Source organism: Methylophaga sulfidovorans, assembly GCF_900114205.1.
Classification (GTDB): domain Bacteria; phylum Pseudomonadota; class Gammaproteobacteria; order Nitrosococcales; family Methylophagaceae; genus Methylophaga; species Methylophaga sulfidovorans.
Genome location: NZ_FOSH01000016.1, coordinates 13,712 through 33,532 on the forward strand (window position 1 = coordinate 13,712; position 19,821 = coordinate 33,532).

Sequence of the window (19,821 nt, forward strand, 5' to 3'; positions counted from 1 at the left end):
AGATTGCGCTACAATGGCAGTCTGATTAGACTTAACGCTTTTTTACGGGAATCAACCATATATGCCGGAATCTATACCAGCTGACTCTGTTGGTCTGGTGAAACCATCGACAATTCATATCGATACACCGCTTCAACTTGACTGTGGTAAGACATTACCAAGTTATGACTTAGTCTATGAAACCTATGGCTCATTAAATGAAGATGGCAGCAATGCTGTATTGATTTGTCACGCCCTTTCGGGTGATCACCATGCAGCTGGTTACCATGCAATGGAAGATCGCAAACCCGGTTGGTGGGATACGGCTATCGGTCCTGGCAAGGCCATTGATACCAACCATTTTTATGTCGTGTGTCTGAATAATCTGGGTGGTTGTAAAGGTTCAACCGGGCCAAACACCATCAATCCAGAAACAGGTGAACTCTATGGTCCTGACTTTCCTATCGTCACGGTTCCTGATTGGGTTCGCAGTCAGGCAATGCTCGCTGATCAGCTAGGTATCCAGCAATGGGCTGCCGTCATTGGCGGCAGTTTGGGTGGCATGCAAGCTTTGCAATGGTCAATCAGCCTGCCAGAGCGTGTTCGTCATGCTATTGTCATCGCCGCCGCACCTAAGCTTTCAGCACAAAATATCGCGTTTAATGAAGTTGCCAGAACGGCGATAAAATCAGATCCTGATTTCCACGATGGTTATTATATAAAACACAACACCTTGCCTCGCCAGGGGCTTGGGCTTGCACGGATGTTGGGACATATCACCTATCTTTCAGATGAAGCAATGGGTGAAAAGTTTGGTCGAGAATTACGTAATGGCGCTATTCAATATGGCTATGACGTCGAGTTTCAAATTGAAAGTTACTTACGTTACCAAAGTACCAGCTTCGTTGAACGCTTTGATGCCAACACCTATTTATTAATGACCAAAGCACTGGACTATTTTGATCCAGCACAGGCTTTTAACGATGACCTTGTCGCTACCGTTAAAAACATTCAGGCTAAGTCGCTTATCATCTCATTTACCAGCGACTGGCGCTTCTCCCCTGAGCGCTCAAAAGAAATCGTCAATGCTATGCTGGCTGCCGGTAAATCCGTCTGTTATGCCGAAGTTGAGGCTCATCAAGGTCATGATGCGTTTTTAATGCCGATACCTCGTTATTTGGAAATATTTGGCACCTATATGCAACAAATTGCTGCGGAAGGAGTGAAATAATGGCCTTACGTGTCGATCAGCAAATCATCAGTGACTGGATTCCTGATGGTGCCAAAGTGCTGGATTTAGGCTGTGGCAATGGTAGTTTGCTTAAGCATCTGCAACAACGAAACATCACAGGCTATGGTTTAGAAATTGATAACAGTAAATTTGCTGAATGTATTGAGGCTGGAGTTAATGTTATCCAGGCAGACCTGGATGAAGGTTTAGCGCAATTTGCTGATCAGAGCTTTGACTTTGTTATCTTGTCGCAAACCTTACAAGCGATTCAGCGTCCTGACTTTTTACTGCAGGAAATCGTTCGTGTTGGCAAAAATGGCATTATCGGTTTTCCCAATTTTGGTCATTGGCAATGTCGTATGCAATTAGCCCTGGGCGGGAAAATGCCTGTCTCTAAAACATTGCCGAATGCCTGGTTTGAAACACCGAATATTCATTTATGCACGATTAAAGATTTTGAAAATCTTTGTGACGACTATCAACTTAACGTGCTTAATAGAAGCATTGTTAACCACAACAATAAAGACAGCTTAGGAATACGTTGTCTGCCTAACTTATTTGGTCAGGTAGCAATTTACCGAGTTCAAAAACAATATGATTAAACAATATCAAAAAGAATTTATCGAGTTTGCCATTGCCACAGGTGTTTTACGCTTTGGTTCATTTACACTCAAATCAGGCCGTCAAAGCCCCTATTTTTTTAATAGCGGATTATTTAATAGTGGTGCCAGCCTTGCTAAACTCGGTCGTTTTTATGCTCAAACCATTGCTGACTCTGAACTTAAATTTGATGTGTTATTCGGGCCAGCATACAAAGGCATACCACTAGCTTCTACTACTGTTGTCGCTTTGGCCGACCAGCATAATCAAGATATGCCTTATGTCTTTAACCGCAAAGAAATCAAGGATCATGGTGAAGGCGGTCAATTGGTTGGTGCAGAACTCAAAGGCAAAGTACTGATTATCGATGATGTTATCTCAGCTGGTACCTCAGTAAGAGAGTCTGTTGATATTATCCGTGCTGCCGGCGCTGAACCCGCCGGTGTTATTATCGCTTTAGACAGACAGGAGCGCGGTCAGGGTGAATTGTCAGCCATACAAGAAGTTCAGGCTGAACATAATATTCCTGTGTTGAATATCATTTCTCTGAACGATCTTTTAGGTTACCTCAAAGATAGTCCTGACTTTGGTGAGTATTTACCAGCAGTGACTGCTTATCGGGAACAGTTTGGCGTGGCCTGAACATCAACCGTAAATTAATTTCGCTGATATACACAAAGTCACTATTTCAAATGCACGTTTAATCCAACGATTACCGTGTTTTATTGCGAGATGGGATCCCAGATAACCGCCCAGTAATGAGCCAAGTAGCAATGCTGGTAGCCACTCCCAGCGAATATCTCCGAGCAGACCCAGTGTAATAGCACCTGCACCATTCCAAAACAGACCAACCATAATCAGCGTGTAAGCAACTGCACGCTGATAATCCATACCAAACCAGCCTACCAGCCATAATGTGACGAAAAGACCTGTACCTGAGGTCAGAGAGCCATTTAAGAAGCCAATCAGAAATAAAATAAGTCCACCTGTGACACAGCCCATCCAGTCTCTATGCACAGGCATATAATTTTGACCCAGCTGTGGTTTGAGAATGGAGTAAAGACCCAGTCCACCAGTCAATATTCCCAGCGCTATCTCTGCCCAGCGATCGGGGATGAGTAAAATAACATTTCCTCCCAATACGACTCCTGGCAAACCGGTCAGCAACATTAAAACAACAAACTGTCGTTCCAAGCGGCTTGTTTTCAAATATCGTAAAACAGCACCGACACCTAAAGCCACACTAGCCACTTTATGGGTCGCCAAAGCCACAGAAAAACTTAAACCGAGGAAGATTAATACCGGAAATTGAATAAGGCCGGCACCGCCACCGGAGAAGGCGGAAAAAGTATTGGCTATCAATGAAACCAAAAACAAGATAAATTGATCTAGAAAATTCAATTATTAACTCCAATCACGCAGACAAGATCATGATACGTAAATTACCCCTGTTGATATTTTGCTCTATATTCAGCCTTTCAGTCTCAGCAGGCCAGCTTTATCGCTTCCCTGATGAGAATGGTGTGATGACACTCAGTACCTCACTACCATCTTCTGCATCACAAAAAGGCTACGATATTATTGATTCTGAAACCATGCGCTTGATTGAACGTGTTCCTGCAGCTCTAACTAAGCAAGAATTGCTCGAGCAAGCAGCGAAACAAAAAGTCGAAGAAGAAGCTCGGCTACAAGCAGAAGAACAAGCCAAACAGGCAGAAGAAGCTCGGCAGGCACAACAAACTTACGATAAAACCTTACTGATTACTTATCGCTCTGAAGCTGATCTTATTCGCGCTCGTGATAGTGATATTGCTTATCGGCAAGAACAGATTAAGATGCATGAACAAAAACTGCCTGAACTCAAACAATATCTCTATCAGCTTCAAAATGAAGCCGCTCAACGCGAGCTAAGTGGTGCAAAAATCACCGCCAATATGCAAATGCGCTTAAATGCAGCTAAAGAAGAAATTCAAGTCAGGAAGCAGGCTATCACCGAACTCAAAGCAGAAATTACAGAATTAGAAACCAAGTATCAGCACGATCTTGAACGTCTTACTTACCTACTTAAACGTAAACAGTAACTAAACTAAGGTATCTAAAACAGATAATAACTGCTGATTTTCACCAGCTGTACCGATTGATATTCTCAAAAACTGATCAATCCTCGGCTTCGTGAAGTGTCTGACGATGATGCCCTCTTTTCTTAGCCCGGCAGCAATCTTTGCTGCATCCACCTGCTTGTGACTAGCAAAAACAAAGTTTGCGGCTGATGGTAAGACATCAAATCCTAACTCCTGAAGACCTGCTACCACTTTATTCCGCTCATCAATGACCGCCTGACATGTTTCATTGAAATAGGCTTTATCTTTCATTGCAGCGATACCAGCCGCAGAAGCAAGGCTATCGACAGGATAAGAATTAAAACTATCTTTGACTCTGATTAATGCTTCAATAAGGTCTGGTTGGCCAATAGCATACCCAATTCTCATTCCAGCCAATGACCGTGATTTCGACATTGTCTGAACGATTAATAGATTGGGGTAAGTTTTTACCAGGCTAACCGCAGACTCTCCACCAAAATCGATATAAGCCTCATCAATCACAACAACTGAGTCAGTATTTCTCTGTAAAAGTCGTTCAATGTCAGCAAGCGCTAATAAACAGCCTGTAGGGGCATTTGGGTTGGGGAAAATAATACCGCCGTTGACGTTACTGTAGTCATCAACATTAATCGCAAACGTATCACTCAGAGGTACCGTGTTGTAACTTATCTGATAAAGCTGGCAGTAGACTGGATAGAAGCTATAGCTGATCTCTGGAAATAAAATAGGCGCTTCATGTCTGAATAAGGCATTAAACACATGCCCCAGCACTTCGTCAGAGCCATTTCCGACAAACACACAATCAGTATCAATCTGATAAAAATCGCCAATAGCCTGCCGTAACTCAGTAGAGGTCGGATCCGGGTATAAACGTAAGCGGTCACTAGCAGCCATACGAATGGCCTCAATCACTTTTGGTGATGGACCATACGGATTTTCATTCGTGTTGAGCTTCGTTAAATTGGCCAGTTTAGGTTGTTCACCTGGCACATAAGGGTCTAAATCTTTAACAAAACCGCTCCAAAAGCGACTCATGATTAATCCTTAAGACGATATTCTGCTGATCTGGCATGTGCAGTAAGACTTTCACCTCGAGCTAATACAGAAGCGATCTGGCCTAAACTTTGTGCACCTTGTTCAGATACCTGAATCAGACTAGAGCGTTTTTGAAAGTCATAGACACCTAGTGGTGAGCTGAATCTTGCTGTTCTTGACGTCGGTAATACGTGGTTAGGACCGGCACAATAATCACCTAAGGCTTCAGGTGTATAACGACCTAAGAAAATAGCACCGGCATGACGGATTTTCTTCGCCATTTCCATCGGCTCATCGACAGATAATTCTAAATGTTCAGCAGCAATGAAGTTGGCTACTTCAACAGCCACATCCATATCGTCAACGTGAATAAGTGCAGCCCGGTTTTCCAATGATGTTGTGATAATCTCTTTACGTTCCATCGTTGGAAGAAGCTTAGCAATAGACTCTTTCACTTTTTCCAAGAAATCAGCATCAGGTGAGATTAAAATCGATTGTGCATCTTCATCATGTTCGGCTTGCGAAAACAGGTCCATGGCAATCCAGTCAGGATCGGTCTTACCATCACAAATGACTAAGATTTCGGAAGGTCCGGCAATCATATCAATACCCACAGTACCGAAAACCATACCTTTAGCTGTTGCCACAAAGATATTACCCGGGCCTACAATCTTATCTACTTGTGGAATCGTTTCCGTTCCATAAGCTAAAGCCGCAACAGCCTGAGCACCGCCCACCGCAAAAATACGATCTACACCAGCGACAGCTGCCGCAGCCAATACCAGTTCATTGACTTCGCCATGCGGTGTGGGAACCACCATAATCAACTCTTGTACTCCAGCCACTTTCGCCGGAATAGCATTCATTAATACGGAGGAAGGATAGGCCGCTTTACCACCTGGTACATAAAGTCCAGCACGGTCTAATGGCGTGACTTGTTGTCCAAGCAAAGTGCCATCTGCTTCTGTGTAGCTCCATGAACTTTGCTTTTGGTGATCGTGATATTGACGTACTCGCTGAGCAGCTGCTTCAAGCGCTTGTCTTTGTTCAGTCGGAATATTTTCTAAAGCGGCTTTTGCACGCTCCAGAGAAATCTCAAGATCAGAAATAGTTTCAGCAGTCACATGATCAAAACGGCGGCTATATTCGAGGACAGCATCATCACCACGCGACTTCACCTCAGCGAGGATTTCTTTAACGATATCAGTGACTTTATCATCTGACACGCCTTCCCAGGCAAGAATCTCTTCAAGTGAAGACCAGAAATCAGCTTGTGAAGCACTGAGCTGTTTTAATTCAATCATTGTTTTGTTCTCTAACTGCGTCTCTAATGTGTTCAATAAAAGATTGCATTCGTTTATGTTTCATTTTCATTGATGCTTTATTGACTACTAATCTTGAGCTTATATCCGCAATATGTTCCATCGGAATCAACCCATTAGCACGTAAAGTATTACCAGTATCTACCACATCAACGATTCGGTCTGCCAGACCAACCAACGGGGCTAATTCCATTGAGCCATAGAGTTTAATAATTTCAACTTGCTCGCCTTTTTCAGCATAAAAACGGCGTGTACTTTCAACAAATTTGGTGGCTACCCGTAATCTGCCAGAACTAAGCTCAACATCAGGTTTACCTGCTGTCATTAATTTACAGCGTGCAATTTTCAAATCAACCGGTTCATATAACTCGGCATGTGGATGTTCCATCAAAACATCTTTACCCGCGACACCAATATCCGCACCGCCGTATTCAACATAGGTAGGTACATCAGAAGCTCTGACAATAATCAGCTTCACATCAGGTAGATTGGTATCAAGAATCAGTTTACGGCTGGTTTCAGGATCATCAACCGGTACAATACCTGCAGCTGCAAGCAAAGGTAAAGTTTCTTTGAAGATACGTCCTTTTGATAAAGCAAGCGTTAAAGTATCAGACATCTGCAGACCTCGCAGAACTAGGAATCCGACGAATCTTCGCACCTAATTGCTGCAGTTTTTCTTCAATACATTCGTAGCCACGGTCAATGTGATAAATTCGCTCTACTACCGTTTCACCCTCGGCAACCAAAGCAGCAAGAACCAGACAAGCTGATGCACGTAAATCAGTCGCCATTACCGGTGCTGCGGTTAGGAAATCCCGCCCTTTACAGACAACAGTATTACCTTCAATTTGCAAATCTGCCCCCATTCGCTGCATTTCTTGCACATGCATAAAGCGGTTTTCAAAAACCGTTTCAACAATGGTAGCCTGCCCTTCTGCAATACTATTCAATGCAGTGAACTGAGCTTGCATATCCGTTGGGAAAGCCGGATAGGGTGCTGTTCTGATATTGACAGCTTTAGGCCTGTTGCCATGCATATCAAGAGAAATCCAGTCATCACCAACACTAATAGATGCACCTGCTTCTTCAAGTTTTAGCAGAACAGACTCTAATTGATTCGCATCAGTATCTTTTAATTTAACTCGTCCACGAGTAAGTGCTGCAGCAACGAGATAGGTGCCGGTTTCAATGCGATCCGGCAATATCTGATACTTGGTACCTGAAAGAGATTTCACTCCTTCAATAATCAATGTGGCTGTGCCTATGCCAGATATTTTGGCGCCCATTTGATTCAGATAGTTAGCTAAATCGACAACTTCCGGCTCTCTCGCGGCATTTTCAATCGTTGTTGTACCCTGCGCTAAAGTGGCTGCCATCATCAAGTTCTCAGTACCGGTAACGGTAACCTGATCCATGAATATATGTGCGCCCTTCAGTCCCTTACCACTGGTAGCACGGATATAACCATTTTCGACACGTATATCTGCACCCATTTGCTGTAAGCCACGCAAATGCAAATCAACCGGACGTGAACCAATCGCACAGCCACCGGGAAGAGAGACATCTGCTTTGCCATATTTTGCTAATAAAGGCCCTAGCACCAGAATGGAAGCACGCATGGTTTTCACAAGATCATAAGCAGCTTCAGTGTCAGTCAATGTGGTTGGATCAATGACAACGCCAGACCGTTCATCAACGGTAAGTGTTACCCCCATGCGTCCCAATAACTCAAGGGTCGTGGTGATATCATGTAAATGTGGCACATTACCAATACGTACAGCAGAGTCTGCCAGTAATGCACCCATTAAAATGGGTAACGCAGCATTCTTTGCACCTGATATACGTATTTCACCATCAAGCGCTACACCGCCACTAATAATCAATTTGTCCATAACAGTCTTTGTATTGTCTACTGCTAGGCCGCAGAAGTTTTTAGTGATAGAGCGTGAATTTCACCACTGGTAAATTTATCTCCCAGCGTTTCTTTCACCATTTTATGTTGTTGTACTAATGTTTTACCAGCAAATGAAGGACATACGACCCGAGCATCAAAGTGCTGTCCATCATCGCCAAATACCTGTACATCGGCATCAGGTAAACCGGCTTCAATCATTTGTTTAATATCAGATGCTTTCATGAGTTTATAGCTTTCAAATTTATTTTAGTGGCAGCAATTCATCTAAACCAGATGCTTTAGCAATAGCGTCCATCTGTTCAGGTAAATGCTTGAATGAGATTGGTTTTTTGGCTTTTTTAGCCGTTCTCATCCAATCAACTAGTAAAGCCAAACCTGCGCTGTCAGCTTGAGTAACATGTTGTAAATCAATTTCAATGTCGTTTACCGCGTCGAAGACACCTTTTGACTCAACTAAAGCAAGTTTTGCTGATTCAAGCGTCATCTCTCCAGTCACCACAAAGGTCTTAGAGTGATCATCGTATTTGATAGCAAACAATTCACTCATGATTTTAATTTTGCATTACGGTCAGCTAAGTCACTGATCAGATTATTAACGCCTTTGTTACGAATCTGTGTAGCAAAGCTCGATCGGTAATTTGTGACTAAACTTACGCCATCAATTTTGACATCATAAACTTTCCACGCATTATTATCATTTTCATATAACGCTAACGACATAGGAATTGGCGGACCCGCTGGTTGAACAACTTCCATAGGTACAGTCACGCGTTTTCTGGATAGGTCATCGCGGAAAGGTAACATTCGGATTTCTTCATTTGTATATTCAAGCATCGCTGTCGAATAAGTTCTGATAAGTAACAGACGGAACTCTTCAACGAATTTGACACGCTGGTCATCATCCAGCTGACGCCAGTTTTTACCCAATGCCAGTTTCGACATTTTTTCAAAGTCAAAATACGGCATAAGAATTTGTTCAACTAAGGAATAAATCTTATCCGGATTCTGGTTTAGCTCAGCTTTATTATCTTTCAGTGCTTTTAACATTTCATCAGATGCATTTTTAACCAATGCTTGAGGTACAGGCATACTATCTGCTGAAACCGTTAAACTTGCTGCAAGAAAAAAGCCTACCATCAAAGACAAGATATATTTACTTATCATTTTATATGTATTCATTAATCGCTACCTTCAGCTTTGCTGTATAAAAACTGGCCGATAACTTGTTCAAGAACCAGTGCCGGTTGAGTGAGTGTTATGACATCACCATTTTTTAAAGATTCATCTTCCGCGCCAGCAACCAGACCAATATATTGTTCACCTAATAATCCAGCAGTATAAATACTGGCTGAAGTATCGATTGGAATATTATTAAACTGTGGGTACATATTGAGTGTGACTTTGGCATCAAAGGTCTTTGGATCAAGACTAATATCAGCAACACGTCCGACTCTCACTCCAGCCATCGTCACGGCGGAGCGTACTTTTAAACCGCCGACATTGCCAAACTCAGCTGTAACCTGGTATCCCTTTTCTTCCGTTAAGTCACCGAGGTTGCTCACTTTCATCGCCAGCACAAACAATGCAGCAATACCCGCTGCGACAAACATTCCAACAGTAATTTCAGTACTCTTACTCTGCATCATTCTCTCTAATCTCCAAACATCAACGCAGTCAGTACAAAGTCCAGTCCCAAGATAGCAAAGGCTGAATGTACTACTGTACGAGTTGTCGCTCTACCAACACCTTCTGAAGTCGGCATTGCATCATACCCTTCAAATAAGGCAATCCATGTAACAACGAGACCAAAAACAACACTTTTGATCACGCCATTAAAAATATCTTCAAATAAGTCTGTTTTAGCCTGCATCTGGGACCAGAAAGCGCCATCATCAACACCAAGCAAACCATGACCGACCAAAAAGCCCCCTAACACACCTACCGCACTAAAGATAGCGGCGAGTAGTGGCATCGAAATAATCCCTGCCAGAAAACGAGGAGCAATAATTCGCTTGATAGGATCGACAGCCATCATTTCCATACCAGACAACTGTTCTGTACTTTTCATCAATCCTATTTCAGCAGTCAATGCAGAACCTGCACGACCGGCAAATAATAGAGCACTGACTACTGGCCCAAGTTCTCTTACCAGAGACAAAGAAACCATGACGCCAAGTGACTCTTCAGCACCAAAATCGACAAGCGTATTATACCCTTGCAACCCCAGTACCATACCGACAAATAAGCCAGAAATCAGGATCAGCATTACAGAAAGGACGCCGATCGAAAATAACTGCTGTATAACAAGCGAGAACCTTAAGAATAAACCAGGTACACCTGCTAACATTGCTACCAGGAAAATATGGGCACGCCCAAGTCGCTCGAATGAACCCAGTCCCCAGCGTCCAAGGCTTCGAATATAGTTTATCATGCATTATCCTCAGGATTGAGTAAGTCCTCGGCGAAGTCCGGACCAGCGTAATGAAATGGAACCGGGCCGTCCGGCAATCCTTGCATAAATTGTTGAACCCATTGTGAGCCTGAGTCTTTCAACTGCACAGGTGAACCATGTTCGATGATTTTACCTCCTGACATAAGGTAAATATAGTCCGCAATTTCAGCTGTTTCAGCCACGTCATGAGATACAACAATACTTGTCAATTTCATTGCATCGTTAATGCGGTGAATCAGGTTGACAAGGGTCCCCATTGAGATTGGGTCCTGACCAGTGAATGGCTCATCGTACATGATCATCATCGGCTCCAACGCAACAGCACGAGCCAATGCAACACGTCTGGCCATCCCACCCGACAATTCGTTTGGCGAAAGGCGACGTGCATTACGAAGCCCTACAGCCTGTAATTTCATCAAAACCAAATCACGTATCATTGATTCAGGCAGATTGGTATGTTCACGAAGCGGGAATGCGACATTATCAAAAACATCAATATCAGTTAATAAAGCACCGCTTTGAAACAGCATGCCCATTCGTTTACGAAGCTCGTAAAGCTCAGAGTGAGATAACTTATGAACATCCTGTCCATCAACTTCTATCGTTCCCTTATCTGGGCGTAGCTGACCACCGATCAACTTTAATAGAGTCGTCTTACCGGTGCCACTCGGCCCCATGATAGCAGTCACCTTACCACGCTGAATGTCGATGTTAACGCCATCAAAAATGACTCGGTCACCACGATTAAAGTGCAAGTCCCTGATTTTTATCAGTGGCACAGGCTTCTCCGCTTGTCTAGTAGAATATAAAGGTCGTTAATTTTCATTAATATGCGTGACTAAGTCAAATATCCTTGTGGAAAATGTTAAATAGTTCCGATACAGTGTGCAGTCCAACTTATGGTGATACGTGTTCGATGACATTTGTTCAGACTGTGTTCAGGATGACTTTGTTAACGTCACTGTCGGACTTATTGAAAAACGGAGATAGAAATAATGAAAAAAATATTACAGTTTTTTGCCATTACGCTTGCTGTATTACCGATGATTGCAAGTGCCCATGGCCCTACACGACAGTCAGTAAAAGAATCAGTATTTATTAATGCGTCACCAGAAAAAGTATGGGCCGTAGTCAGCGACTTTAGTGCGATTGATAAATGGCTTCCACCTGTAGCAAGTGTTGAAATGCTAAGTGATACTGAACGTAAATTAACACTAAAAAGTGAAGGTCACCCAACCATTACTGAAAAATTAGAAAAACTTGATAATGACAAAATGATGCTGATCTACAAAATTGAAGACATGAGCGTCATCAAAACAATCACATTTAATAGCAAGGACACACCTTACTATACTTTACCTGTAAACAACTATAAATCTTGGTTATCAGTTAAAGCCAAAGATGGTGGTTCTGAAGTCACTTGGAAAGGTAAATTCTATCGTTCATTCCTAGATAACCCACCAGTACCAGAAGGTCAAAGTGACAAAGATGCTGTTAATGCCATCAAAGGTGTTTACACATCAGGCCTGAACAACCTGAAAGCCATATTGGAAAAATAATCCCATCATGTGGTTTCAAAATACACAAAAGGCGGCTCTGAGAGTCGCCTTTTTTCTTGCATTCTGTTCCATCCTGACTAGCTGTGCCAGTGATAAATCAGAGTACGCGCTTATTACTAACCAACTATCCAGCACTGTCAGCGTCATTGATTTAAGTACACAAAGCGTTATCAAAACCATCCCTGTTGGGGAACACCCTGCTGGGATTAGTGTGAGCCCTTATCACGATATGGCTTTTGTCACCAATCCTGACGGACAAACGATCTCTGTGCTTGATCTAAAATCACTTACTGAAACTCGCCAGATAAAAGTCGGTCCAGGTCCTGTAGGTGTGATAGCAGCAAAAGATGGTGAACATGTTTATGTGGCTGACTGGTATGAAAATAATATTCGTATAATTAATCCTCAATCAGGCGAGCTAATTGATACGATTTCGGTAGGAAACTCCCCTGCTGGCATGGTTATCGATGAAAAAAATCAGCGGCTATATGTCGCTAACCGTGATGATAACAGTGTGTCATTCATTAACCTCAATAATGACAAAGTGACCCATACCATCGATGTAGGTAAGTCCCCGTTTGGACTCGCTATTTCACCTGAGGGATCTCGTGTTTATAGTGTTAATGTCGAAAGCAGTGATGTCACTGCCATTGATACCAAGACAGCAAAAGTCATCAAAACTATTCCTGTCGGAGAATGGCCTTATTGTGCAGTTGTGAGTCCAGATAATAAAAAACTATATGTCATCAATCAGGATGAGGCCACTATCTCCGTAGTGGATACAAATTCTTTCAAGATTACCAATACTATTCAGATTGAAGATACACCTGAAGGGATAGATCTTAGTACCGATGGCTCACAGCTCTATGCTGTAAACTGGGGAAACAATACGGTTTCTGTGATTGATACAAAAACAGAGAAAGTCATTAATTCCATTGAAACAGGCAAGGGGCCACGCTCCTTTGGACAGTTTATTACAACCATTGAATAACACATTAGATAGTCTCGTGGCAGTAAGCCCTCAAGCACTGCCACGAGCAAAATCCCTCGAAAAAGAACTCTGTGTGCCGATCAAGCTGCTTGATAAGTCATTAGTGCAATTATTGGTTGAGGATGACCGGTTGAGCTTACAGGTGCCTGATATCGGTAATCCTGTTTTTATTGATTTTTCCTCAGGGAAATATGATCACCGCCGTAAATTCGGTGGTGGTAAAGGACAGCCATTAGCCAAAGCTGTTGGTATGAAACAAGGCCACACTCCCAACATTATCGATGCCACGGCTGGCTTTGCCAGAGATGCTTTTGTATTAGCCTCTTTAGGAAGTACAGTCACTATGCTTGAGCAGAGTCCGCTGATAAGTTTGCTGATCGAAGATGCTTTGCAACAAAAAGAGATGGCTGACGAAGTAAAAGTCATTACAGAACGAATGACCATCCACCATGCTAATGCTATCGATTTTTTATCGACATTGCAGGAACAGCCGGATGTTGTTTATATGGATCCTATGTACCCTAGCCGGGATAAATCAGCCTTAGTTAAAAAAGAAATGCAGGTGCTACACCAATTGATTGGACCAGATACCAATAGTGAGGAATTACTCACGCTAGCGAGACAGGTAGCTCGGCGGCGAGTTGTAGTGAAACGCCCGAAAGGCGCTGAATTTGTCGGTAATCAGAAGCCGAGTGCTAGTATTCAGAGTAAAAATACCCGCTACGATCTTTACGTCAACAGCTAAACTATTTCTGTCGGGTCTGCTTATCCAGAGCTCTCAGCCTGTCTAATTTCTCTGCTATTTTTATTTCAAGACCACGATTCACTGGTTGATAATATTCCCGTTCGCGCATTGATTCAGGGAAATAGGTTTCGCCTATGGCATAAGCATCCGGTTCATCATGAGCATAACGGTATTCTCTGCCGTAACCTAACTCTTTCATCAGCTTTGTCGGTGCATTACGCAAATGCACAGGCACTTCAGCCGAACCATGGGCTTTGGCATCATGCATAGCTGCTTTAAAAGCGGTATAAACTGCATTACTTTTAGGTGCACAGGCTAGATAAACAACCGCTTGAGCAATAGCCAGCTCACCTTCCGGGCTACCTAATTTGTCAAAGCTTTCCCAGGCATCGAGAGCAATCCGTAAGCCTCTGGGATCAGCATTACCAATATCTTCAGCAGCCATTCTGACCACTCTTCGCATCAGATACACAGGATCACAGCCACCATCGAGCATTCGACAAAGCCAATAAAGCGCAGCATCAGGCGCTGAGCCTCGCACGGATTTATGCAGTGCTGAAATTTGATCGTAAAAAGCTTCGCCGCCTTTATCAAAGCGTCGGATCGTGCCAGACAGGACTTCAGCAAGATCATGCTCATCCACCGCTTTCTGGCCTTTGCTATCGGCCAAATCTACAGCTATTTCAAGTAGATTTAACACCCTGCGACCATCACCATCAGCAGTTTGAGCTAACTGATCACGCAAGGTCTCGCCAACCTCGATGCCTCTGTCGGCAAGCCCTAGCTCCTCGTCTGACATAGCCCGATCAATGATTTGGCGTAAATCCCCAGCTTCTAAGGATTTAAGCACATACACCCTGGCCCGGGATAACAAAGCGTTATTTAATTCAAAGGAAGGATTTTCTGTAGTAGCCCCAATAAAAGTAAACGTGCCATCTTCAACATAGGGTAAAAAGGCATCTTGCTGAGATTTATTAAATCGGTGAACCTCATCCACAAACAGCATGGTTCTGCGACCACGCTCCTGCAGTAACTGTTGAGCTCGTGCAACAGCAGCTCTGACCTCTTTCACCCCGGCTAATACAGCTGAAATGGTAATAAATTCAGCATCACAATAACCAGCAATAAGTTTGGCTAAAGTGGTTTTCCCTGTTCCGGGTGGGCCCCAGAAAATCATGGAATGAGGATGACCTGAGGCAATAGCTTGTCGCAGCGGCTTACCGGCCCCCAATAAATGTGTCTGCCCGATATACTGGTCAAGCGTCTTTGGACGCATACGATCCGCTAAAGGACGCCCAGCCAGGTCATCAACTTGATCAAACAAACTCACTGCTGCGGTTCACCTACGATATCTATGCCTTCAGGCGCACTAAATTTAAACGTGTCTTTTTTAAATGTCGGGTTAATTTTCACCTGGCTAAACATTAAGCGAGTTCTTTGATCAAAGCTATCACGCATGATCATTTGCTGTAATTCGTCTTTGTTAAATGCCAGCATGACAGATTGAAAGTTACTACCGCTCTGTTTGGGTGTTAACTCTACCCAGGTTAAACCATCACTAGACGTTAAGTTACGAATATTGTAGCTATCTTCAGGTAAAGCCTGTCCCGATAATAAAGTTGCTGGGGTATCTTCTAATGCTTCATCTTGTGCCTTAACAGTAACCTGTTCCAGGTCGACATCATAAAACCAGACGTTCTTGCCATCAGCGACAATATGCTGTGGGTATGGGTCATTATAATCCCAACGAAACTTTCCGGGTCTTGCCAATTGAAACTCGCCTTGAGCCTGCTCGACTAAATTACCATCAGGATCCAGAACTGTTTGCTCAAAATGGGCTTGGAATGTATTCACTTGTTTAACAAAATGGTCGAGCTTTTCTGTGCCGCTCATATCGGCCATGGCAACAACAGGAAGCAACAATAGCAAAAAGCCTTGTGCTAATTTTTTTATGGTCATTCAATGACTCCGAAAGATAAATTGCATGATCTACTGACTCTGGTTTGCCAGTCTGGTTCCTGAGTTAATCGCGCGGTGGTGGTGCCAGAACTTCACGACTGCCATTACCCTGCATGGCTGAAACAACTCCAGCCGCTTCCATGGCTTCGACGATACGGGCAGCGCGGTTGTAACCAATTTTCAGTCTGCGTTGGATGCCTGAAACTGATGCTCGGCGACTTTCAACGACGATCTGCACAGCCTGATCATAAAGCGGGTCTGATTCAGCATCACTTGGATCACCGATACCACTATCACCCTCATCACTGCTATTGTCCTGAGTAATTTCTTCAAGATAATTGGGCTGTGAATTTTTCTTTAAGTGTTCGACTACATTATGTACTTCATGATCATCTACAAACGCACCATGGACACGCTCAGGAAGACCACTGCCAGGCGGCAAATAAAGCATATCACCCTGCCCCAATAGTTGCTCTGCGCCCATTTGGTCAAGAATCGTACGAGAGTCAATTCGTGATGACACCTGGAAAGCCATACGCGTTGGAATATTGGCTTTAATCAAGCCGGTAATAACATCAACAGAAGGTCGTTGTGTTGCCAAAATAAGATGAATCCCTGAAGCCCGTGCTTTTTGTGCCAAACGTGCAATCAATTCTTCAACTTGTTTACCGACCACCATCATCATGTCGGCAAGCTCGTCAATAATCACCACAATAAAGGGTAACGGCTCTAAAGTAGGCCCGACTTCACCAGGTTCAACTTCGATGGTGGGATCTTTAATCGGCTCACCACGCTCAATAGCCTCTCTGACTTTTTTGTTATATCCGGCGATATTACGCACGCCGAGTGCCGCCATTAATGGGTAACGACGCTCCATCTCAGCCACACACCAACGTAAGGCGTTGGCAGCTTCTTTCATATCGGTCACGACAGGCGCTAATAAATGCGGAATATCTTCATAGATAGATAATTCCAGCATTTTCGGATCGACCATGATCATACGTACATCTTCAGGAGTGGCTTTATATAACAAACTCAGAATCATGGCATTTACAGCGACAGATTTACCTGAACCTGTTGTCCCTGCCACCAGCAAGTGAGGCATTTTTTCTAAGTTGGCCACCACCGGACGACCGGCAATATCTTTACCTAAGGCCATCATTAGCATTGATTTGCTATTTTCATACTCCTCACAGGCAAGGATTTCGCGAAGACGTACGATTTCACGACTTTCATTAGGAATTTCCAGACCAACCACCGGTTTACCAGGAATGACTTCAACAATCCGAACACTACTGATAGAAAGTGCTCTTGCTAAATCCTTTGCGAGACCGCTAATACGGCTGACTTTAATACCGGGGGCTGGCTGCAACTCAAATCGGGTAACTACTGGTCCTGGCTGAACTTCAACCACCTGGACTTCCACGCCAAAGTCTTTCAGTTTTAACTCAACCTGACGTGACATCGCTTGTAATACTTCTTCGCTATAGGCTTGTTTGCTTGGTTGTGCCATATCCAGTAAAGCCAGTGCTGGCATGCCGGGCGCATCAGGCGTTTCGAATAATGGCACCTGTTTTTCTTTTTCTTCGCGTTTGCTCGGTTCTTTTTTCTCTATAACAGGTTCAATGCGCACTTTTGCTATGTGTTGTAATTTTTCTTTTTGCTGCTGAAAGGTTTCTTCTCGTTTTTGACGAGTGTGTTTGGCATCCAGTTCTTCTTTGATTTCGCGAACCCAACGCGCCACATGAATAGCCACGACCATCGCCATAGCACCAAGCTTATCAATCACCATTAGCCATGATAGGCCGGTGAAAAGTGTGACCCCAGTCAGTAATACCGCTAGCAATAATAAACTGGTACCAGAGGCGCCAAACACCGACTCAAATCTATGGCCAACAACTTCACCCAGCACACCACCAGCACCTAATGGTAATAGAGCAGCATAGTCAGTCAGACTCAAGCTGGAAAGACCACTGGCAGCAGCTAATGCCATCAGTAATCCCACCATTTTTAACACCCAGAAATGCAAAGCATCCTCAGTATCCGCGCGTTTACCCCAACTAAATAATAACCAGCCACTGAACCCAATCATTAATGGTGATAAATAGGCGGGAAAACCAAAACCATAAAGTAATGCATCAGCTAACCACGCGCCAACAATGCCACCACTGTTAGCAATGACATCATCAGTTCCGGTAGTTGACCAACCTGGATCGGTAGGTTGATAAGACCATAAAGACAACAGTAAGTATGCCGCTATTGCGACTGACAAAATCAGTGCTGCCTCACGCAGACGGAAGCCGACTGCGCCAGAGTTGTGTTCTTGTTTCTGCTTGTCATTTACACGTGTCGACTGTGTCACTGTGATATTTCCAACCCTGCCAATAAATTAACGCTTGATTTTAACACAGCTTTTGAAGTTAGATGCTTGTCCAAAATCATCGCAATGGTTACTCTAACTACAGATATCTGATAACTCTCTTGGAGGCACCTCTTATGGCTGACAACAAACACTGTCGTTTACTGATTTTAGGCTCTGGTCCAGCTGGCTACACTGCCGCAGTTTATGCTGCCAGAGCAGCGTTAGAGCCCGTATTGATTACCGGTATAGAACAAGGTGGACAATTAACCACCACCACGGATGTTGATAACTGGCCGGGTGATGATGAAGGTGTTCAAGGTCCAGAGCTTATGCAGCGCATGCAGCGCCACGCTGAGCGTTTTGGTACTGATATCATTTTCGATCATATCCATACGACTGATTTATCTCAGCGTCCGTTTCGTTTAATTGGTGATGCTGGCGAATATACGGCAGATGCATTAATTATTGCGACAGGCGCTTCCGCCAAATATTTAGGCATGGAGTCTGAAGAAGCCTTTAAAGGTCGCGGCGTGTCTGCCTGCGCGACCTGTGATGGTTTCTTTTATAAAGGCCAACATGTTGCCGTTGTTGGTGGTGGTAATACAGCTGTTGAAGAAGCCTTATACCTATCCAATATTGCCTCAAAAGTTACGGTTATTCATCGTCGTGACTCGTTCCGTTCTGAAAAGATTTTATCGAATAAACTGCTGAAAAAAGCAGAAGAAGGTAATGTCGAAATCTTATGGAATCATACACTTGATGAAGTATTAGGTAATGATTCCGGCGTCACTGGTATCAGGGTGAAGAGTACAGAAGACGGTTCGACTCAGGAAGTCCCTGTCCTCGGTGTGTTTATTGCGATTGGTCATCAACCTAACACAGGCATATTCAAAGGCCAGTTAGAGATGGAGCATGACTACATCATCCTCAAAAAAGGCAGTCAAACCAGTGTACCTGGTGTATTTGCCGCCGGTGATGTATCCGATCCTATTTATCGTCAGGCAATTACATCTGCCGGTGCTGGCTGTATGGCAGCATTAGATGCAGAACGCTTTTTGGATAATGATTAAATAACACCATTAGGGGGCTTAACCAGCCCCCTTTTTCATGAGGAAGTGAACATGAAATATCAGCACATTTTGATTGCAACGGACTTTTCAAAACAAAAAGATATGATCTGTGCAAAAGCACGTGAACTCGCTGAACAGCACCAGGCAAACCTTAGCATTTGCCATATTATCGAAGACTTCCCTTTGACTGACTTTGCTTATGAACCGATGATAAGCGTTGATATTGATATGCGCGATGCTCTTCTCGAATCAGGTAAAAAACAATTGGCAACCCTGGCTGAAAGTTTATCTATTCCTGCAAACCAGCAATGGGTTGAATTAGGTACACCAGCACATGATATCGTCCGTGTGGCTGACGAAAATAATGTTGATCTGATTATTGTGGGTTCACATGGCCGACATGGTTTTAAGCGTCTTTTAGGCTCAACAGCTAATGCGGTACTACATCACGCTCACTGTGATGTGCTCGCTGTCAGACTTAAGGACGACTAATTAA

23 protein-coding genes are annotated in these 19,821 nt (G+C 43.6%); 9 read left to right on the top strand and 14 right to left on the bottom strand.

Translation table 11 applies throughout. The annotated features are described in order from the left end of the window. The first annotated feature begins 61 nt into the window (after positions 1–61). The 3 genes from metX to pyrE are packed head-to-tail and all read left to right on the top strand — an operon-like array spanning position 62 to position 2,452. Entirely contained in the window at positions 62–1,210 is a 1,149-nt protein-coding gene (metX, locus tag BM232_RS12215) for a homoserine O-succinyltransferase MetX (protein ID WP_091715137.1), read from the top strand. Next, a complete protein-coding gene (metW, locus tag BM232_RS12220; protein WP_091715138.1) occupies positions 1,210–1,812 on the top strand; it encodes a methionine biosynthesis protein MetW in 603 nt (200 codons plus the stop codon). The genes metX and metW overlap by 1 nt, the downstream gene beginning before the upstream one ends. After that, positions 1,805–2,452 (top strand): orotate phosphoribosyltransferase, encoded by a 648-nt coding sequence (pyrE, locus tag BM232_RS12225; RefSeq protein ID WP_425435550.1) that lies wholly within the window; start codon positions 1,805–1,807, stop codon positions 2,450–2,452. Before metW ends, pyrE begins: the two co-directional genes overlap by 8 nt. Before the next feature lie 3 nt (positions 2,453–2,455). Here the strand turns inward: pyrE and BM232_RS12230 are convergent, their stop codons facing one another. Further along, complete coding sequence (locus tag BM232_RS12230; RefSeq protein WP_091715139.1) at positions 2,456–3,211, bottom strand: sulfite exporter TauE/SafE family protein; 756 nt, start codon at positions 3,209–3,211, stop codon at positions 2,456–2,458. Between the two features lie 29 nt (positions 3,212–3,240). On the opposite strand from BM232_RS12230, the gene BM232_RS12235 reads away from it, so the two are divergent. Then, entirely contained in the window at positions 3,241–3,891 is a 651-nt protein-coding gene (locus BM232_RS12235; protein WP_091715140.1) for a hypothetical protein, read from the top strand. Here BM232_RS12235 and hisC read toward each other — a convergent pair whose 3' ends face one another. From hisC to BM232_RS12285, 10 genes are read right to left on the bottom strand one after another with little or no spacing between them, the layout of a single operon-like run. Beyond that, positions 3,892–4,947, bottom strand: a complete 1,056-nt coding sequence (hisC, locus tag BM232_RS12240; protein ID WP_091715141.1) for a histidinol-phosphate transaminase — start codon at positions 4,945–4,947, stop codon at positions 3,892–3,894. Between the two features lie 2 nt (positions 4,948–4,949). Beyond that, positions 4,950–6,251, bottom strand: coding sequence for a histidinol dehydrogenase (gene hisD, locus BM232_RS12245; RefSeq protein WP_091715142.1), 1,302 nt, complete (start codon positions 6,249–6,251; stop codon positions 4,950–4,952). After that, complete coding sequence (hisG, locus tag BM232_RS12250; RefSeq protein ID WP_091715145.1) at positions 6,244–6,888, bottom strand: ATP phosphoribosyltransferase; 645 nt, start codon at positions 6,886–6,888, stop codon at positions 6,244–6,246. Before hisG ends, hisD begins: the two co-directional genes overlap by 8 nt. Further along, complete coding sequence (gene murA / locus BM232_RS12255; protein WP_091715147.1) at positions 6,881–8,164, bottom strand: UDP-N-acetylglucosamine 1-carboxyvinyltransferase; 1,284 nt, start codon at positions 8,162–8,164, stop codon at positions 6,881–6,883. The genes hisG and murA overlap by 8 nt, the downstream gene beginning before the upstream one ends. 23 nt (positions 8,165–8,187) lie before the next feature. Beyond that, on the bottom strand, positions 8,188–8,409 hold the full coding sequence (locus BM232_RS12260) for a BolA family protein (protein WP_091715148.1): 222 nt from the start codon (positions 8,407–8,409) through the stop codon (positions 8,188–8,190). Between the two features lie 19 nt (positions 8,410–8,428). Further along, positions 8,429–8,734: an STAS domain-containing protein gene (locus BM232_RS12265; RefSeq protein WP_091715149.1), complete on the bottom strand. Its 306-nt coding sequence runs from the start codon at positions 8,732–8,734 to the stop codon at positions 8,429–8,431. After that, the gene (locus tag BM232_RS12270) at positions 8,731–9,366 is read right to left on the bottom strand and encodes an MlaC/ttg2D family ABC transporter substrate-binding protein (protein WP_091715157.1); all 636 of its coding nucleotides are present in this window, start codon (positions 9,364–9,366) and stop codon (positions 8,731–8,733) included. The genes BM232_RS12265 and BM232_RS12270 overlap by 4 nt, the downstream gene beginning before the upstream one ends. Further along, the gene (gene mlaD / locus BM232_RS12275; protein ID WP_091715158.1) at positions 9,366–9,833 is read right to left on the bottom strand and encodes an outer membrane lipid asymmetry maintenance protein MlaD; all 468 of its coding nucleotides are present in this window, start codon (positions 9,831–9,833) and stop codon (positions 9,366–9,368) included. Before mlaD ends, BM232_RS12270 begins: the two co-directional genes overlap by 1 nt. 5 nt (positions 9,834–9,838) lie before the next feature. Beyond that, entirely contained in the window at positions 9,839–10,618 is a 780-nt protein-coding gene (mlaE, locus tag BM232_RS12280) for a lipid asymmetry maintenance ABC transporter permease subunit MlaE (RefSeq protein ID WP_091715159.1), read from the bottom strand. Then, a complete protein-coding gene (locus BM232_RS12285) occupies positions 10,615–11,418 on the bottom strand; it encodes an ABC transporter ATP-binding protein (protein WP_091715171.1) in 804 nt (267 codons plus the stop codon). Before BM232_RS12285 ends, mlaE begins: the two co-directional genes overlap by 4 nt. A gap of 216 nt (positions 11,419–11,634) precedes the next feature. Between BM232_RS12285 and BM232_RS12290 the strand changes: the two genes are divergently transcribed. From BM232_RS12290 to BM232_RS12300, 3 genes are read left to right on the top strand one after another with little or no spacing between them, the layout of a single operon-like run. Further along, on the top strand, positions 11,635–12,198 hold the full coding sequence (locus BM232_RS12290; protein WP_091715173.1) for an SRPBCC family protein: 564 nt from the start codon (positions 11,635–11,637) through the stop codon (positions 12,196–12,198). 7 nt (positions 12,199–12,205) lie between these two features. After that, the gene (locus tag BM232_RS12295; protein WP_091715177.1) at positions 12,206–13,189 is read left to right on the top strand and encodes a YVTN family beta-propeller repeat protein; all 984 of its coding nucleotides are present in this window, start codon (positions 12,206–12,208) and stop codon (positions 13,187–13,189) included. Between the two features lie 16 nt (positions 13,190–13,205). Further along, a complete protein-coding gene (locus BM232_RS12300; RefSeq protein ID WP_091715270.1) occupies positions 13,206–13,934 on the top strand; it encodes a class I SAM-dependent methyltransferase in 729 nt (242 codons plus the stop codon). A gap of 1 nt (position 13,935) precedes the next feature. Here BM232_RS12300 and BM232_RS12305 read toward each other — a convergent pair whose 3' ends face one another. The 3 genes from BM232_RS12305 to BM232_RS12315 form a co-directional block, all read right to left on the bottom strand. Continuing rightward, positions 13,936–15,264 (bottom strand): replication-associated recombination protein A, encoded by a 1,329-nt coding sequence (locus BM232_RS12305; RefSeq protein WP_091715178.1) that lies wholly within the window; start codon positions 15,262–15,264, stop codon positions 13,936–13,938. Then, complete coding sequence (gene lolA / locus BM232_RS12310) at positions 15,261–15,893, bottom strand: outer membrane lipoprotein periplasmic chaperone LolA (protein WP_091715179.1); 633 nt, start codon at positions 15,891–15,893, stop codon at positions 15,261–15,263. Before lolA ends, BM232_RS12305 begins: the two co-directional genes overlap by 4 nt. A gap of 64 nt (positions 15,894–15,957) precedes the next feature. Next, positions 15,958–18,255, bottom strand: a complete 2,298-nt coding sequence (locus tag BM232_RS12315; protein ID WP_091715191.1) for a DNA translocase FtsK — start codon at positions 18,253–18,255, stop codon at positions 15,958–15,960. Between the two features lie 134 nt (positions 18,256–18,389). Between BM232_RS12315 and trxB the strand changes: the two genes are divergently transcribed. Both trxB and BM232_RS12325 read left to right on the top strand, forming a co-directional pair. Beyond that, positions 18,390–19,325 carry a thioredoxin-disulfide reductase gene (gene trxB / locus BM232_RS12320; RefSeq protein ID WP_091715194.1) on the top strand — a complete coding sequence of 312 codons (936 nt, stop codon included), beginning with the start codon at positions 18,390–18,392 and terminating at the stop codon, positions 19,323–19,325. Positions 19,326–19,376: 51 nt separating this feature from the next. Further along, entirely contained in the window at positions 19,377–19,817 is a 441-nt protein-coding gene (locus BM232_RS12325; RefSeq protein WP_091715196.1) for a universal stress protein, read from the top strand. Positions 19,818–19,821 lie beyond the last annotated feature (4 nt).